The organism is Bradyrhizobium sp. Rc2d (assembly GCF_900099855.1).
Taxonomy (GTDB): domain Bacteria; phylum Pseudomonadota; class Alphaproteobacteria; order Rhizobiales; family Xanthobacteraceae; genus Bradyrhizobium.
In genome coordinates this window covers 1-16,775 of record NZ_FNCU01000011.1, presented here as the reverse complement: position 1 = coordinate 16,775, position 16,775 = coordinate 1, and the positions used below count along the sequence as shown (strand labels likewise).

The window sequence follows — 16,775 nt, the reverse complement described above, 5'->3', positions numbered from 1 at the left end:
CCTTGCTTTGTTTTTGTGGCCGGCCTTGATCGGACGGCGCGTTTCCCCCGCGACAGGCAGTGTCGCCCATCGCGCTTCCGCTTCAAGATGACATAGATCAGGTCGCGGTCAAATCACAGTGCCGCACCCCAGCTCCGTGCGGTCTGCAAGATCCAATCGCGGTAGAGCGTGAGCGGCGTGACGCCGGTCAACCCGCCGCAACCGTCGGCGCCGTTTGGCCCTGTCGACCAGCTGACGATGCCGACGAGCACAGCGCCATTCGGCTTGTCCTCGAACACAGGACCGCCGGAATCACCGGTGCAAGCGCCGATTCCGTCGCGAACACCGTTGGTTACGGGATCGACCAGCCGGATCTGGAGCGTCCCGGGCTGGCCGGTGGCGACAAGCGCAGCGACACGCGTGATGCCGCCGCTCTTGCCATCGCCGCGAACTGTGACGCCGATGCCGGCGATGGTAAAACGGCTGCCGACGCGGATCGGAATATTCGGTGCACCGACTGGCACCGTCGATTTTCCCTTGGGTGGAATTTCCAGTTGCAACAGTGCCACGTCGGCGGTCGCCCGATGCGCCTGCATCGCCTGCATGTTGAAGTTCGGATGGATCGCGACGGTGCGGACGTTCAGCAATTGCGGCTGGCCGTCGGCGCCGCGATCGACGATCTTGTAGTCCGCGCCGGGCTGCACGCAGTGAGCGACGGTGAGCACAAGTTTTGGTGCGATCAGGCTCCCGGTGCAGAAATTGCCGCGCGAGCCGACGATCGTGACAATGACGCGCGCGACACCGTCCGCCTGCGGCGTGCCGCCGCCGACGATGGCGTGAGCAGGCGTGGCGAGCAGCAGAGCGGCCGTGATGAATGTCGTAATTGTTTTCATGGGAACGTCTTGGCTGTCGGTTCGGTCAGGGGCGGAGTTTGCTTCAGGCTGGCCCTTGCCGATAGCGCGTGCTAGCCGTCTTGTCAGCCATCTTGGCACTGAATTGACGAGGGCGGGACTTTGACGATCGAAGCTGTGATCTTTGATTTTGGCGGCGTGTTGACGAGCTCACCGTTCGAGGCGTTCGCCCGGTTCGAGACCGAACGCGGCCTGCCCATCGACATCATCCGGCGAACCAACGCCTCCAACCATCTGGAAAATGCCTGGGCCAGGTTCGAGCGCGCCGAGGTGGATATCGACGCATTCGATCATTTGTTCGCCGAGGAATCACGTGCACTTGGCGCGGAGGTGCGCGGCCGCGACGTGCTGCCGCTGCTCCAGGGCGATCTGCGTCCCGAGATGGTCGAGGCGTTGAAGCGCATCAAGGCGCAATTCAGAACCGGCTGCATCACCAACAATTTGCCGGCCAACGCCATCGGCAGCATGACGGGACGTTCCCTCTACATCGCCGAGGTGATGGTGCTGTTCGATCACGTCATCGAATCCGCCAAGATCGGCATGCGCAAGCCCGATCCGCGTATCTACCGGCTGATGGTCGAGACGCTGAAAGTTGACCCAAACAATTGTGTTTATCTCGACGATCTCGGCGTCAACCTCAAACCCGCGCGCGAGATGGGCATGACCACGATCAAGGTGACGAGCGGAGCCCAGGCCATCGCCGAGCTCGAGGTCGCGACGGGGCTGAAGCTGAGCTAGCGCGTCATTCTCCGCCATTGCGAGCGCAGCCGTAGGGTGGGCAAAGCGAAAGCGTGCCCACCAAGCTCGCGCGGCGCGGAATGAAGATGGTGGGCACGGCGCGATGCGCCTTTGCCCACCCTACGGGATAGAACTATTCCGCCGCGGCGGCGATCCGCTCGGGAAAGGCGGCCGCGAGCGAGGCGCGGTCGGGCTTCAGCACGCCACGCTCGGTGATCAGGCCGGTGACGAGACGCGCCGGCGTCACGTCGAAGGCATAATTCGCGACGGGCGAACCCTCCGGCACGATACGCACCGTCTCCAGCCGGCCGTCCGCGGTGCGGCCGGTCATGTCGGTGACCTCCACGCCGCTGCGCTGCTCGATTGGGATGTCGCGGATGCCGTCATGGACGGCGAAATCGATCGTCGGCGACGGCAGCGCGACGTAGAACGGCACGCCATTATCGTGCGCGGCGAGCGCCTTCAGATAGGTGCCGATCTTGTTGCAGACATCGCCATTGGCGGCGACGCGGTCGGTGCCGACGATGGCGAGATCGACCATGCTGTGCTGCATCAGATGGCCGCCAGTATTGTCCGGGATCACCGTATGCGGCACGCCGTGATGGCCCAGCTCCCAGGCGGTAAGCGAGGCGCCCTGGTTGCGCGGACGGGTCTCGTCGACCCAGACATGGACCTTGATGCCGCGCTCATGCGCGAGATAGATCGGCGCCGTCGCCGTGCCCCAGTCGACCGTCGCAAGCCAGCCGGCGTTGCAATGGGTCAGGACATTGACCACCTCGCCGGGCTTCTTCGCCGCAATCGCCTCGATCAGCTTCAGGCCATTGCCGGCGATGCCGCGGTTGATCTCGACGTCCTGCTCGACGATCCCGTCGGCACGCGCGTAGGCCGCCTCCGCCCGTTCGACCGGATCGATCGGCGCCAGCGCCGCGCGCATCTCGTCCAGCGCCCATTTCAGATTGATCGCGGTCGGCCGCGCCACGACGAGCGTCTCATAGGCACGCTTCAGGCCGGCGTCGGAGGCGTCCTCGCGCATCGCCAGCGCCATGCCGTAAGCCGCGGTGGCGCCGATCAGCGGGGCGCCTCGCACCAGCATGTCGCGGATGGCGACTGCCGCGTCTTCGCATGATGTCAGCTTCGCAATGGCGAACTCGTGGGGCAGCCTGCGCTGGTCGATCGCGCCGACCGACCAGCCGTCACGCTCACGCCAGATGCTGCGAAAATGCTTGCCGTCGACCTTCATGGCATTCTGCCTTTCGTCTCAACCACGCAGGATGCGCCCTGCCACCGCATCGAGCTTCTTCAAAAGCTCGGGATCACGCGCCTCGGGCGCCGTGATCAGCGCGGTATCGAGCGCACGATCCGAACCGATCGGACACGGCTCATGCTCGCGCGGAAAATCCTTCGCCAGCCGCGCCACCAGCGCTTTCGCCTTGTCGGCATTCGAGTTCAGCACGCGGATGATGTCCTGCACGGTGACCGCATCGTGGTCGGGATGCCAGCAGTCGAAATCCGTCACCATCGCGACGGTGGCGTAACAGAGCTCCGCCTCACGCGCGAGCTTCGCCTCGGGCATGTTGGTCATGCCGATCACGGAGTGGCCCAGCGTCTTGTACGTCATGCTTTCCGCATAGGTGGAGAATTGCGGCCCTTCCATGCAGACATAGGTACCGGCCCGCGCGATTGCGATGCCCTCGGCCTCGGCGGCTGCGGCCAGGTGAATGCGCAGCCGCGGCGAGACCGGATGCGCCATCGACACATGCGCGACGCAGCCTCGGCCGAAGAACGAGCTCTCGCGCTTGTGGGTGCGATCGACGAACTGATCGATGAGAACGAAGGTGCCGGGCGGCAGTTCCTCTCTGAAGGAACCGCAGGCCGACAGCGAGATCAGGTCGGTGACGCCGGCCCGCTTCAGAACGTCGATATTGGCGCGATAGTTGATGTCGGAGGGTGACAGCCGATGGCCCTTGTCGTGCCGCGGCAGGAACACGACCGGCAGGCCCGCCATGGTGCCGCGCCGCACGGGCGCGGACGGCTCTCCCCAGGGGCTCTTGATCACCTCTTCGCGCGCACCCTCCAGGCCCGGCAGATCATAGATGCCGGAGCCGCCGATGATGCCCAATACCGCCTGCGTCATGTCTGCTCCATCCCGTCCGCCACGTGCGACATGGTTAAGCTATGCCAGTTTTGCAGCGGATTTGAAACGGGGGGTGGAGAGGGGATGGAGGGACTGTGAGGAGTGCGCCTCACACTCGAAGTCGTCCCGGCGAAGGCCGGGACCCATACCGCGTGATCTATCGGTTGCGAACGGTCGTTGCAGTGAACGACGAGTCTTCGCCAAACCACTCCCTGGGGTTATGGGTCCCGGCCTGCGCCCGGACGACGCTGGGGGTGAGATTGGCGCGTTTAACTAAGCCGCCGTTGCCGGCTGCAGCTGCGTCGCGACCATGCGCTCCAACGTTTCGACGGACTGGAAGTTCTCCGGCGTGATCTCGGCTTGCGGGATGGTGAAGTCGAACTCGGCCTCGACGCCGAGCATCAGATTGACCATGTCCATCGAAGTCAGGCCAACGTCGACGAGCTTCGCCTGTGGCGTGATGTCCGCCGTGAGCGAGTTCTGTTCGAGGATGCCCTTAACCAGCTTGATGATGCGATTGCGCATGTTGGTATCGAAGGCCTGCATCGGCAAATTTCCATCTGTCTATCGGATACGAACCGGACTGCCGGCTACGATGGGCACGGCCAGTCGATCCCGCAATGGGCGCGAGGGTTACTTCGCTTTTCTTAGTAAACGATGACTCAGATTGACTAAAATTCAGGCCTCTTCCAGATCACTAACGCGACCATGGAAATTCCGGTGATGCAAACAACCGGACCTTAACTGTTCGTTCGGAATTGGGATTTGTTTACCCTCTATTTCATCGACGAATTTGAATTAAATCCGTAGCCTCGTCTCACAAGCAAAGATGGTCGGAGGATCGCTGGCGGCATCGCGAATGATGGCGGCGATCTCGAACGGCAAACCGGAGGCGGACGAGAATGAACGTGCGTGAAGCAGTCCTCACTGTCGACGAAACGCAGATGAGCTTTCTCGAGCAGGGTCCCTCCCTGATCGAGCGTGCCGCCCGGACCGCCGCTGCCGCAGCGGCCGATGCAGACGGGGTCGATCGCGACGCCCGCTTCCCCCACAAGGCTTTCGATGTCGCGCGCGAGCAAAAGCTGCTCGGCGTCATGATCCCGGTCGAGTTCGGTGGCTTCGGCGCTTCGATCTATGACATCACCGACATCTGCTACACGCTCGGGCGTGCCTGCGCTTCCACCGCGATGATCTACGCGATGCACCAGACCAAGGTCGCCTGCGTCGTCAGGCACGGCCACGGCATCCCCTGGATGGAAACCATGATGCGCCGGGTCGCCCGCGATCAGTGGCTGCTCGCCTCCTCCACCACCGAAGGCCAGAACGGCGGCAACATCCGCGCCAGCGCCGCCGCCGTCGATCACGCCGGCGATACCGTGTCGCTGGTCCGCGACGCCACCGTGATCTCCTACGGCGCCGAGGCCGACGGCCTCGTCACCATCGCCCGCCGCGCCACTGACGCTGCTGCCTCGGACCAAGTGCTGCTGGCGCTCGCCAAGGACGATTATTCGCTGAAGCGGACGCTGGGCTGGGAAACGCTCGGCATGCGCGGTACCTGCTCGACCGGTTTCGAGCTGAAGGTCGATTGCCCCGCCGACCGCGTCTTCCCGGAATCCTACGACAAGATCCACGCCCAGACCATGACGCCGTTCGCGCATTTGTGCTGGTCGTCGGCTTGGGCCGGCATTGCCGCCGCCGCGGTGACCCGCGCGCAGGCCTTCATCCGCAAGGCGGCCCGCAGCTCCGGCGGACAAATGCCGCCGGCCGCGGCGCATTTCACCGCCGCCAAGATGTCGCTCGCCAAGCTGCGCGCGCTGATAGCAGCCAATATCGACGCTTTCGACCGCGCCGAGCATGACGAGCGCGCGCTCGGCTCGCTCGACTTCCAGTCCTCGATCACGCTTTTGAAGGTGCAGGCTTCCGAGCTCGCGGTCGAGACGGTGATGCATGCGATGCGCACCGCGGGTCTTTCCGGCTACCGCAACGACGGCGAATTCACGATGGGCCGTCACCTGCGCGACGTGCTGTCGTCGCCGATCATGATCAACAATGACCGTATTCTCGCCAACGCCGCGACATCGACGCTGATGAGCGGCGTGCCATTGAGCCTTCGTGACTGAACCAACAAGAACAATTTTGAGATAGCAGGACATCGACCCATGAATATTGCCGTCCTCCCCAATTCGCCCGAGACCGCGCCGCAGATCATCGATCCGCTCGATCATCTCGCCGACAAGCTGTTCCACCGCATGGGCTCGGACGGGGTCTACGCTCGCACCGCGCTCTATGAAGGCATCGTCGAGAAGCTCGCCACGCTGATCACTGGCCATCGCGAGGCCGGAACCGAGGTGATGCGCTTTCCGCCGGTGATGAGCCGGGCTCAGCTGGAGAAGTCCGGCTACCTCAAGAGCTTTCCGAACCTGCTCGGCTGCGTCTGTGGCCTGCACGGCACCGAACGCGAGATCAATGCGGCGGTGAGCCGCTTCGATGCCGGCGGCGACTGGACCTCATCGCTCTCGCCGGCCGACCTCGTGCTGTCGCCGGCCGCCTGCTACCCCGTCTACCCGATCGCGGCAAGCCGCGGCCAATTGCCGAAAGGCGGTCTGCGCTTCGACGTCGCCGCCGATTGCTTCCGCCGCGAGCCATCGAAGCATCTCGACCGGCTGCAATCGTTCCGGATGCGCGAATATGTCTGCATCGGCAGCCCCGATGACGTCGCCGACTTCCGCGAGCGCTGGATGGTCCGCGCGCAGGCGATCGCCCGCAATCTCGGCCTCACCTTCCGCGTCGACTATGCCAGCGATCCCTTCTTCGGCCGCGTCGGCCAGATGAAGGCGGTGAGCCAGAAGCAGCAGCAGCTGAAGTTCGAGCTCCTGATCCCGCTGCGCTCGGAAGAGCAGCCGACCGCCTGCATGAGTTTCAACTATCACCGTGAGCATTTCGGCACGACCTGGGACATTAGGGACGCCAATGGCGAGCCGGCCCACACCGGCTGCGTTGCCTTCGGCATGGACCGGCTCGCGGTCGCCATGTTCCACACCCACGGCACTGATACCGCCGCCTGGCCGGCCAAGGTGCGCGACGTCCTGGGCTTGCAGCCGCATGTTGCGGCCGAGGCCCACGGCGAAGGCTGGCGCTAACGGAATTCACGAGGCCGATCATTTCCACGGGCAAGACGAGCGTGATCCACACCAAGGTCCGATGCCGCGAAATCACCGAGTCCGATGTCGAAGCCATCGCGGACCTGCTGACGCGCGGCTTCGTCGGCCGCTCGCGTGACTATTGGATGCAGGGCCTGCGCCGGCAGGCTTTCCGGACCGTGCCAGAGGGCTATCCGCGCTTCGGCTACATGCTCGAGGATGACGGCACACCGGTCGGCGTGCTGCTGCTGATCTACACGGCGCGCAAGAACGGCGAAGAGACCGCCATCCAGTGCAATTTGTCGAGCTGGTATGTCGATCCGGCCTATCGCAACTACGCGCCGCTGCTGACCAAGATTGCGCAGCGGCACAAGGACGTCACTTACCTCAATATCAGCCCGGCGCCGTGGACCTGGCCCATCATCGAGACGCAGGGCTTTCGTGATTACTGCCGCGGCATCTTCTTCTCGGTGCCCGCGCTGGCGCGCGCCCCGCGCTGGAGCCAGATCGAGGTGATCTCGCAGCACGCCAAGGCGATCGAAGGGCTCTCCGACGCAGAGACCGAGCTCTTGACACGTCATGCGCGCTACAATTGCCTCAGCCTGGTCTGCCGCACGCCGCAGGGAACGTTCCCCTTCATCCTGCAACCGGTGCGCATCCGCCGCGGCTTCATCGCGCCGCCCGCGATGAAACTGATCTACTGCCGCAACATCGCCGAATATGTCGCCTGCGCCGGCCGGATCGGCCGGCTGCTGCTGCGGTTCGGCAAAATCTCGGTGGCCGTCGATTGCAACAGCCCGCTTTCCGGCCTCATCGGCCTCTACACAGAGCGCCGCGGCCGCAAATATTTCAAGGGCCCGCATCGGCCACAGCTTGCCGATCTCACCGATACGGAGCTCGTGCTGTACGGGCCGTAGCGCTAATCTATCCCCTATTGTCGTCCCGGCCTAGTGCGCAATTGCGCACGGGGGGCCGGGCCCCATACCGCGTGATCTATCGATAGGCGCCGGTGTTTGTACCAAACCTCTTCACTACCGATCTCCGCCAAGCTTCTCGCTGTGGTTATGGGTCCCGGCCTTCGCCGGGACGACGGGCAATGTTGGGCGCACTCCGGCCCCGAGATACACGCGTCTCCGCATCGCCAGGCCTCTTCGCTACCCTCGGCAGCTGAATTACGTTGCGTTAAGTCTATTGCCCGCCGAGATCCGCGACTCCCATGACGTCGACCTGCGACAACGAGCATGGTGCACACCGCGAACAGGCCCCCGCGGCCCTGATCGCGCTCGGCCAGCTTGCGCTCGACCACATGGAGCAGGGCGTCTGCGTCTACGATGCCGACAACCGGATCGTGCTGGTCAATCAGCGCTATCTCACGCTGTTCGACATGTCGGCCAATATCGTGCGGGTGGGCACGAGCTATCGCGAGGTGCTTGCCCACAGCGCGACACGCGGAAACTTCCCCCAGGACGAGCTTGATGCGCTGTATTCGGCGCGGATTGCGCAAATCGCAGCGGGCAAACCATTCCGCACCGAACAGCGGCTTGCAAGCGGCCTCGTCATGGCGCTCGAGTTGAAGCCTCTTCCCGGCGGCGGCTGGATGACGATCTGCGACGACGTCACTCGTCTCGCACGGCTCGAGGCGGAATTGCGCGTGCAGACGGAGCGCAGCCAGCACGCGCTCGCAAACATGTCGCACGGCCTCATCATGTACGATGCCGACAGCCGCGTCGTCGTCTGCAACGAACGTTTCCTGAAGCTCTACAACCTCGACCCCGAGATCATGAAGCCGGGCGTCACGCACAGCGCGGCCATCGACCACTGGCTTTCGCGCGGCAACCTGCCGGGCATGTCGGCCGATGAATTCCATGACAGCAGGCTGGGCGACGTGCGCGCCAGGAAGGCGAAAACCCTGCTGGTGATGCGCTATGACGGGCGGATGGTGCAGGCGGTCTCCCGCTTCCTGCCCGACGGCGGCTGGGTGACGGTGCACGAAGACGTCACCGAGCGGCTGCAATACGAGGAGACGCTGAGGAAGCAGAACTTCATCCTCGATGCAGCGCTGGAGAACATGGCGCACGGACTCGCCTTCTACGACAGCGACATGCGGCTCCGCGTCTGCAATACGAACTACCGCAAGATCTACCGGCTGTCGCCCGAGGAGACCCGGCCCGGCACGCATCTTTCCGAGCTGATCGAGCGTTCGATGGCGAACGGCGCGTTCGCTTCCGAATACAGCCCGCAACAGCTCCTGGAAGCCGCCAGCGCGAGGATCGCGAACCGCGATTCCTCGTCGATGCGACGGCGCATGTCCAATGGCTCCGTGATCTCGGTGCGTTACTGCGCGCAGCCAGACGGCGGCTTCGTCGCCACCTACGAGGACATCACCGAACGCGAACGCGCGGTTGAGGAGCTGAGCGAGCAGTATCGACGTTTCGACGCCGCGTTGAACAACATGAGTCAGGGCCTGTGCATGCTCGATTCGAGCCTGCGCATCATCGTCTGCAACCGGCGCTATATCGAGATGTACGGGCTGTCGCCCGAGATCGTGAAACCGGGCGTCTCGATGCGCGAGATCATGGAGCATAGCTGCGAACTGGGCAACCATCCGAACACCACGGGCGCGCGGCTCTATGCCGACTATGTCGAGAGGCTGCGCGAGGGCGAGCACACGCTGCACCGCCATTTGACCGACGGCCGCATCATCAAGCTCAATCACAAGCGGATGGAGCTTGGCGGCTGGGTCGTCACCTATGAGGACGTCACCGAGCGCCACAAGGCCCAGGCCCGCGTCGCGCACATGGCGCGCCACGATTCGCTGACCGACCTGCCCAACCGCACGCTGTTCCGCGAGAAGATGGGCGAAGGGCTGAACCAGGTCGCGATCGCCGGCGGCGCGATGGCCGTGCTGTGTTTCGACCTCGATAATTTCAAGACCGTCAACGACCGCCTCGGCCACGCCGCAGGCGATCGCCTGCTGCGCTGGGTTGCGGCGCGACTGAAGGAGAATGTCGGCGAGCATGATACCGTCGCGCGGCTCGGCGGCGACGAATTTGCCGTACTCCAGCGCGGACCGCAGCCGCAAGCGGCTGAAAAGCTCGCCCGTCGCCTGGTCGAGATCATCGGCCATCCGCCGCCGCTGGAAAGCCAGTCGATCCATGTCGGCGTCTCCGTCGGCATCGCGATCGCGCCCGATCACGGGCTCGATGCCGACGAGCTGATGAAATACGCCGACCTCGCCCTCTACCAGGCCAAGGCCAAGGGACGCGGCGCCTATCAGCTGTTCGAGCCCGAGATGGAAGAGGAGGCGCGCAGCCGGCACGCGCTGGAGCAGGATCTGCGCGGCGCGTTGGAGGCACGTGAATTCCATCTCGTGTTCCAGCCGCAGGTACGGCTCGACAGCTCCGAGCTCACCGGCTTCGAAGCGCTGTTGCGTTGGAAGCATCCCTCGCGCGGCTTCGTTTCGCCGGCCGAATTCATTCCGATCGCGGAAGAGACCGGGCTGATCGTCCCGATCGGCGAATGGGTTCTGCGCACCGCCTGTGCGACCGCCGTCTCCTGGCCCGAGGTCACCGTCGCGGTAAATCTGTCGCCGGTGCAGTTCCGCTCGCGCGGCCTGGTGGCGATGGTCACGAGCGCACTTGCGGAGGCCGGCCTGCCGCCACAACGACTCGAGCTCGAGGTCACCGAGACGGCGCTGCTCGACGACAGCGAGGCGACGATCGAGATCCTGCACCAGCTCCGCGCACTCGGCGTACGGGTCAGCCTCGACGATTTCGGCGTCGGCTATTCCTCGCTGAGCTATTTGCGCAAATTTCCGTTCGACCGCATCAAGATCGACCGCTCGTTCGTCGGCACGCTCGGCGAAAGCCCGGAGAGCGTTGCCATCGTCCGCACCATCGCCAGCCTCGGCTCCGTGCTCGGCGTCGAGACTACGGCGGAGGGTGTAGAGACCGCGGAGCAACTCGACTTAGTGCGCGAATGCGGCTGCACCGCCGTGCAGGGCTATTATTTCGGCAAGCCGTGCCCGGCGGCCGAGGTCGGCGGCACCATCGAGACGCTGAGCGCAGTCCGCCGCGTGGCGTAGCGGCTTTCCCCACTCAAATTCCGTATCTCGGCACGCCTCCAAACGACCAATTGTCGCATGGATGGTTTCCGGGGGAATTGCCATCTCGCGCAGGCCTGGCACACGCGCAATGGCGCTTTTCTTCTCTCGTGATTTCGGAAACAATCGCCCCACAAGAACGAGAGACGGCGGCCCAAGCGAGGCCGCTGCGAGGGAGGCGTTTCGATGTCGCGATACGGGCTGAAGACGATTGCCTTTGCCGCCATACATGCGGTCATGGGCGCAGTGCTCTCCACTGCCGCCAGTGCGCAGGACTATCCCACCAAGCCGATCACGCTGATCGTGCCATGGCCGGCCGGCGGTTCGACCGACATCTCGATGCGCGCGATCGCCGACAGCGCTTCGAAGGTCCTGGGTCAGCTCATCGTGATCGACAACAAGGCCGGTGGCGGCGGCACGGTGGGACCTGCGACCATGGCCGCGGGCGCGAAGCCGGACGGCTACACCATCTCGCAGATCCCGATCACCGTCTTCCGCCTGCCTCTGATGCAGGAGGTGTCGTGGAATCCGGCGAAGGATTTTACCTACATCATCCATCTCACCGGCTATACCTTCGGCGTCACCACCAACGTGGAATCCCAGTTCAAGAGCTGGAAGGACGTGGTGGAATTCGCCAAAGCGAACCCGGGCAAGGTGACCTACGCGACGCCGGGCACCGGGACCTCGCTACATATCGGCATGGAGCAGATCGCGGCGATGTCCGGAATCAAGCTCACCCAGGTCCCCTTTAAGGGCGGCGCGGAAACCAACGCCGCGGTCCTGGGGCAGCATACGATGCTGCAGGCTGATTCCACGGGATGGCGGCCGCTGGTCGATGCCGGCAAGCTGCGGTTGTTGATGGTGTGGACCGGTGCCCGATCGCCGAATTACCCTGATGTGCCGACACTGAAGGAGCTCGGCTATCCCATGGTCTATGATTCGCCGTTTGGCATCGCCGGCCCCAAGGGGATGGATCCGAAAATCGTCGCCAAGCTGCACGATGCCTTCAAGAAGGCCGTCGAGGACCCCGCCGTCGTGGCAACGCTTGCCAAATACGACATGGTGCCGAACTACAAGAACACCGAGGACTACAAGAAGTTCGTCGTCGAGGTCACGGAGTCCGAGCGCAAGGTGATCGATACGCTCGGGCTTGCGAAGAAGTAGAACTGAGCCACCTCCGTGTCCCGGACGCGGTGCAGCGCCTCTTCAGCGGTGCACCGCAAAGCCGGGACCCACTCTTGCCACGCATCCATGGACCCCGGATCTGCAGCGCACCGCTTCGCGCTGCGCAGCGTCCGGGGAACGGCCGAGAGGGCGTCGATGACCAACCAAACCAACGTCAAACTCCGCCTCAGCAATTCCGAACTTTGGGGCGGGCTGATCGGGCTCGCGCTCGGGGGCTTCGTGATCTGGTCGGGGCTGAAGCTCAAGCTCGGCACCATCAACGATCCCGGCTCCGGTTACGTGCTGTTCTACACCGGCATCCTGATCTGCGTGTTCGCAACCTCCATCATCATCTCGGCCATCACCGAGGGCGGGCCAACGCTGGCCTCCCGCTGGGAAAATGTGCGCTGGAGCAAGCCGCTCCTCGTCATCGCCTGCCTCACCGCATTCTCATTCGCGTTGGAGCCGCTGGGATTCCTGTTGTCGGCGATCCCGTTAATGCTGCTGCTGTTGCGCCTGATCGATCCCGTGCGCTGGACGCTGGCGATTCCGATCGCGGTGCTGGTGCCATCAGGCATGTGGTGGGTGCTCAAGCGGCTGCTTTTGATCCAGCTGCCCTCGGGCCTGTTCGGGATCGGCTGATCGCATGGATACGCTTGCCAATGTCGCCCATGGGTTCGGCGTCGCGCTGACCGGGATCAACCTGCTCTATTGCTTCATCGGTGTCTTCATCGGCACGCTTGTCGGCGTGCTGCCGGGCATCGGGCCGATCTCGGCGATGTCGCTGCTGCTGCCGGTGACGCTGTCGGGCACGCCGGAATCCGGCATCATCATGATGGCCGGCATCTATTACGGCTCGATGTATGGCGGATCGACCACCTCGATCCTGGTCAACATCCCCGGCGAAGCGGCCTCCGTCGTCACCTGCATCGACGGCCACCAGATGGCGAAGCAGGGCCGCGCCGGCCCCGCGCTCGGCATCTCCGCGTTCGGCTCCTTCATTGCCGGCACCTTTGCGCTGGTCGCGCTGATGCTGGTGGCGCCGAGGCTTGCCAGCATCGCCATCGCGTTCGGCCCGGCCGAGTATTTCAGCCTGATGGTGCTCGGCCTCGTCGTGCTCACCTTCCTCACGCAGGGCTCGATGCCGAAGGCGCTTCTGATGGCCTGCATCGGCGTCGTGCTCGGCCTGATCGGCCTCGACAGCATCACCGCGCAGCCGCGCCTCACCTTCGGCCGCATGGAGCTGATCGACGGCATCGGCCTCGTGCCCGTCGTGATGGGCCTGTTCGGCGTCGCCGAGGTGCTGCTCAACACCGAGCAGGCGATCAAGCGCGACATCATCAACGCGAAGATAACGCAGCTCTTGCCCAACAAGACCGACTGGCAGGCGAGCGCCGGCCCGGTGGCGCGCGGCACCCTGCTCGGCTTTCTGCTCGGCATCCTGCCGGGCGGCGGTGCCGTGGTGGCCTCGTTCGCGTCCTATGCGCTGGAGAAGCGGCTGTCGAAAACGCCGGAGCGGTTCGGCCGCGGCGCGATCGAGGGCGTCGCGGGCCCCGAATCCGCCAACAACGCGGCGGCCGGCGGCGCGTTCATTCCGCTGATGACCTTGGGCATCCCGCCGAACGTGGTGATGGCGCTGCTGCTTGGCGCCTTCGTCATTCACGGCCTGCAGCCGGGACCGCTGCTGATCACGCAGAATCCCGGCCTGTTCTGGGGCATCGTCGCCAGCATGTATATCGGCAATGTCATGCTGCTGATCCTCAATCTGCCGATGATCGGCATGTGGGTGCAGCTCTTGAAGCTGCCCTACAACATCCTGTTCCCGCTGATCATCCTGTTCACGATCCTGGGCGTCTATTGCTCGAGCAACAATGTGTTCGACGTTTACGTCATGATCGCGTTCGGGATCATCGGCTATTTCATGCGCAAGCTCGGCTACGAGCCGGCGCCGCTGGTGCTCGCCTTCGTGCTCGGCCCGATGCTGGAGAACAATCTGCGCAAGTCGCTGATCCTGTCGCAGGGCGATCTCTGGACCTTCGTTCAGCGTCCGATCTCGGCGGCCTGCCTTGCACTCGCCATGGTGCTGCTGATCGCGCCGCTGTTGCCAGCGCTGCGCAAGAAGCGCGAGCTGGTGGCATTGGACGAAGGGGCGTGAGAGATTTCGTAGGGTGGGCAAAGGCGCGCTTGCGCCGTGCCCACCATCTTTCCACGATACAGCACGATGGTGGGCACGCTTCCGCCTTCGCTCTTCGAGCTACGGCGGACAAGTCGCTTTGCCCACCCTACGGCTTCTCAGCTTGCAGCAGGCAGCGCACTATCCGTTGAAGCCGCCCACGGGCGCTCGGCAGACGCCAGTCCAATCAAACGGCCCTGGATGTAGTCGCACCCCCAATCGCGCAGCATGCTTGCGGCCTCTTCGTCCTGCACCCATTCGGCGACCGTCTTGATATCGAGGCGTCGGGCGAGATCGATCAGGGTGTGCACGAAGGCGCGGTCGTCGGCGGAATGGGTGATGTTCTGCACGAACGCGCCGTCGATCTTCACGATATCCACGCCGAGCTTGCGCAGGTTCCTGAAGGAGGTGTAGCCGGCGCCGAAATCGTCGATGGCAATGCGGCTGCCGAAATTCTTCAGCCGCGTGACAAAGCCGCGGACGTCGTCGATGTCCTGGATCGCGACCGTTTCGGTGATCTCGACGATCAGCCGCTCGGCGACGCCGGGATGGGCCAGCATCAGCGATTCGATCCCCGCCCACCAGTCCGGATCCATGGTCGTATCAGGCGAGATGTTGAGGCTGAGGCAGATGTCGGGCGCGGCCGCAAGCTCGGCGACCACGAGCTCGAGCACGCGATGATCGACCAGGCGAATCAGGCCGAGCCGTTCGGCGACCGGCACGATGTCGGGTGCGAGCAGCACCTGGCCATCGCCCTGATCCATCCGCACCAGGCACTCGTGGAAGGCGCGCTCGCGCGAGGCGGCCGAGACCACCGGCTCATAGGCGAGCTTGATGCGGCGCTCGTTCAGCGCGGTGACGATCTCGTCGGTGACGCGGATATTGACGCGGCGCTGCGCGTCGCGCGCGGCATCCGGGCGCCATGTCGCGAACGAGCCGGCGCGGCGGCTTTTGGCGGCATCCAGCGTCTCATGGGCGCGGTTGACCGCCTCATCGGTGTTGCGGGCATAGCGTGGCACGCTGACCGCGCCGATCGACGCGGTGACCGAGACCGGGCCTGATTTCGTTGGCACTACCTCGTCGCGGATGCCGGCGAGGAAGCGCTCGGCGGCAACGTTCATGTCGTCGACGGTGCAGTTCTTCAGGATCAGGCCGAACTTGTTGCCGGAGAAGCGGCCGAGCACGTCGCCGCCGCGCAAGCGCGCACGAATGCGCTTGGCGACGTCGAGGATCACCGCGTCAGCGACGTCGAAGCCGAAGGCGTCGTTGACGCGGGCGAGATGATCGATGCCGACCAGCATGAAGGCTGCGGTCGAGCGGAAGCGGGTCGTCTCCTCGATCGCCTCGGCCAGCGACGCGATCAGATGGGAGCGGTTGAGCTCGCCGGTCAAGGGATCGAGCCGGGCCAGCTTCCTCAATTCCTCGTCGCGGGCATGACGCTCATTGTTGATGCGAACGGAGCCGATCGCGCGCGTGGGGCGGCCGTCGGGACCGGCAAACCAGCGGCCGGTCTCCTCGATCCAGACCACGGGATCGGAGGCACTCATGCGCACGCCGTACTCGACCCGGTAAGGTGTGCCGTCGGCACCGTGCACGGCGGAGGTCTGTGCCAGCGCAGCGGTCCGCAGCGATTGCGCCGGCTCGATCAGCTTGGCGAATTCGGCCCCGGTGGCGAGCCGCTCGGCAGGAATGCCCGGGAAGACGGCGCTGACCTGCTCACCCCAGACGATGACGTCGCTGGCGATGTCCCAGGCGAACACGGCCTGGCCGAGCGCGGCCAGGATGTCGGAGGCTTGCGGCAATGCTGGGGTCAAAATCGCCTCGTTTCGGGACAGTGGGAAAGTCCTGAGCCGGCACAGAATAAAGCCAGATTCGCCCTCGACCCTAGGCAAAGTTGATAAACAATTTGGAAACCACGTTTGCCGACCTCGGGGAACCAATCAGGCGCGGCCGGCATAGGGCTTGCGAGTACATGACACGCACCGGCGCCAGCGTCCCGAAATGCGACAACTCGGCCGGATCAACGGTGATTGCGATGTTGAGTACTGATCGATCGGACGCGGCGGACAACGGCACAGGCACGGGCCTGGTGCCGCTTATGCCGACGTTGCAGTGGGTCCACAAGGCGCCACTGCCGCGCCCCGATCCCAGCTTCGTCACCCAGCTGATCGCCAATGCCGAGCACATGCCCCAGACGAGCCGGCTTCGCCGCGCCTCGTCCGAAGATGCGCTGATGGCCTATGGCAGCAAGCGCCCGCTGCAAAGCGTCAGCGCGCGGACACGGCAGGTGGCTTGAGATTGATTTGAAGTGAGACGGCGCTTCTTACCTCTCCCCGCTTGCGGGGAGCAACTGTGTTGAAGTAGCCCGGCGATCGGCCGGCCTCAAGGCTGGCGCTTGCGCGCCACCGCCTCCGGCGGCTGACGGCCTTGACCC

Annotated in this window: 14 protein-coding genes; 9 read left to right on the top strand and 5 right to left on the bottom strand. The window is 64.4% G+C overall.

Annotation, left to right across the window (positions count from 1 at the left end; all coding sequences use genetic code 11):
* Positions 1-113: 113 nt before the first annotated feature.
* Complete coding sequence (locus BLV07_RS15670; RefSeq protein ID WP_091887108.1) at positions 114-872, bottom strand: S1 family peptidase; 759 nt, start codon at positions 870-872, stop codon at positions 114-116.
* A gap of 120 nt (positions 873-992) precedes the next feature.
* Between BLV07_RS15670 and BLV07_RS15665 the strand changes: the two genes are divergently transcribed.
* Entirely contained in the window at positions 993-1,628 is a 636-nt protein-coding gene (locus BLV07_RS15665) for an HAD-IA family hydrolase (RefSeq protein ID WP_176945560.1), read from the top strand.
* Between the two features lie 133 nt (positions 1,629-1,761).
* Here the strand turns inward: BLV07_RS15665 and mtnA are convergent, their stop codons facing one another.
* The 3 genes from mtnA to BLV07_RS15650 form a co-directional block, all read right to left on the bottom strand.
* A complete protein-coding gene (mtnA, locus tag BLV07_RS15660) occupies positions 1,762-2,868 on the bottom strand; it encodes an S-methyl-5-thioribose-1-phosphate isomerase (RefSeq protein ID WP_091887106.1) in 1,107 nt (368 codons plus the stop codon).
* An 18-nt stretch (positions 2,869-2,886) separates the two neighbouring features.
* A complete protein-coding gene (locus BLV07_RS15655; protein WP_091887104.1) occupies positions 2,887-3,762 on the bottom strand; it encodes an S-methyl-5'-thioadenosine phosphorylase in 876 nt (291 codons plus the stop codon).
* Between the two features lie 273 nt (positions 3,763-4,035).
* Positions 4,036-4,308, bottom strand: coding sequence for a phosphopantetheine-binding protein (locus BLV07_RS15650; protein ID WP_091887102.1), 273 nt, complete (start codon positions 4,306-4,308; stop codon positions 4,036-4,038).
* 356 nt (positions 4,309-4,664) lie between these two features.
* On the opposite strand from BLV07_RS15650, the gene BLV07_RS15645 reads away from it, so the two are divergent.
* The 7 genes from BLV07_RS15645 to BLV07_RS15615 all read left to right on the top strand — a co-directional run bounded on the left by BLV07_RS15645 (position 4,665) and on the right by BLV07_RS15615 (position 14,323).
* Complete coding sequence (locus BLV07_RS15645; RefSeq protein WP_091887100.1) at positions 4,665-5,882, top strand: acyl-CoA dehydrogenase family protein; 1,218 nt, start codon at positions 4,665-4,667, stop codon at positions 5,880-5,882.
* A 39-nt stretch (positions 5,883-5,921) separates the two neighbouring features.
* A complete protein-coding gene (locus tag BLV07_RS15640; RefSeq protein ID WP_091887098.1) occupies positions 5,922-6,902 on the top strand; it encodes an amino acid--[acyl-carrier-protein] ligase in 981 nt (326 codons plus the stop codon).
* 41 nt (positions 6,903-6,943) lie between these two features.
* Positions 6,944-7,819, top strand: a complete 876-nt coding sequence (locus BLV07_RS15635; RefSeq protein WP_091887096.1) for a GNAT family N-acetyltransferase — start codon at positions 6,944-6,946, stop codon at positions 7,817-7,819.
* 299 nt (positions 7,820-8,118) lie between these two features.
* Positions 8,119-10,986 carry a PAS-domain containing protein gene (locus BLV07_RS15630; RefSeq protein ID WP_091887094.1) on the top strand — a complete coding sequence of 956 codons (2,868 nt, stop codon included), beginning with the start codon at positions 8,119-8,121 and terminating at the stop codon, positions 10,984-10,986.
* Between the two features lie 204 nt (positions 10,987-11,190).
* Positions 11,191-12,168, top strand: a complete 978-nt coding sequence (locus BLV07_RS15625; RefSeq protein WP_091887091.1) for a tripartite tricarboxylate transporter substrate binding protein — start codon at positions 11,191-11,193, stop codon at positions 12,166-12,168.
* Between the two features lie 156 nt (positions 12,169-12,324).
* The gene (locus BLV07_RS15620; protein WP_091887385.1) at positions 12,325-12,810 is read left to right on the top strand and encodes a tripartite tricarboxylate transporter TctB family protein; all 486 of its coding nucleotides are present in this window, start codon (positions 12,325-12,327) and stop codon (positions 12,808-12,810) included.
* Positions 12,811-12,814: 4 nt separating this feature from the next.
* Positions 12,815-14,323 carry a tripartite tricarboxylate transporter permease gene (locus tag BLV07_RS15615; RefSeq protein WP_091887089.1) on the top strand — a complete coding sequence of 503 codons (1,509 nt, stop codon included), beginning with the start codon at positions 12,815-12,817 and terminating at the stop codon, positions 14,321-14,323.
* A gap of 137 nt (positions 14,324-14,460) precedes the next feature.
* Here BLV07_RS15615 and BLV07_RS15610 read toward each other — a convergent pair whose 3' ends face one another.
* A complete protein-coding gene (locus BLV07_RS15610) occupies positions 14,461-16,155 on the bottom strand; it encodes a bifunctional diguanylate cyclase/phosphodiesterase (RefSeq protein WP_091887087.1) in 1,695 nt (564 codons plus the stop codon).
* A 221-nt stretch (positions 16,156-16,376) separates the two neighbouring features.
* Between BLV07_RS15610 and BLV07_RS15605 the strand changes: the two genes are divergently transcribed.
* A complete protein-coding gene (locus BLV07_RS15605) occupies positions 16,377-16,637 on the top strand; it encodes a hypothetical protein (protein WP_164934874.1) in 261 nt (86 codons plus the stop codon).
* Positions 16,638-16,775: the final 138 nt, after the last annotated feature.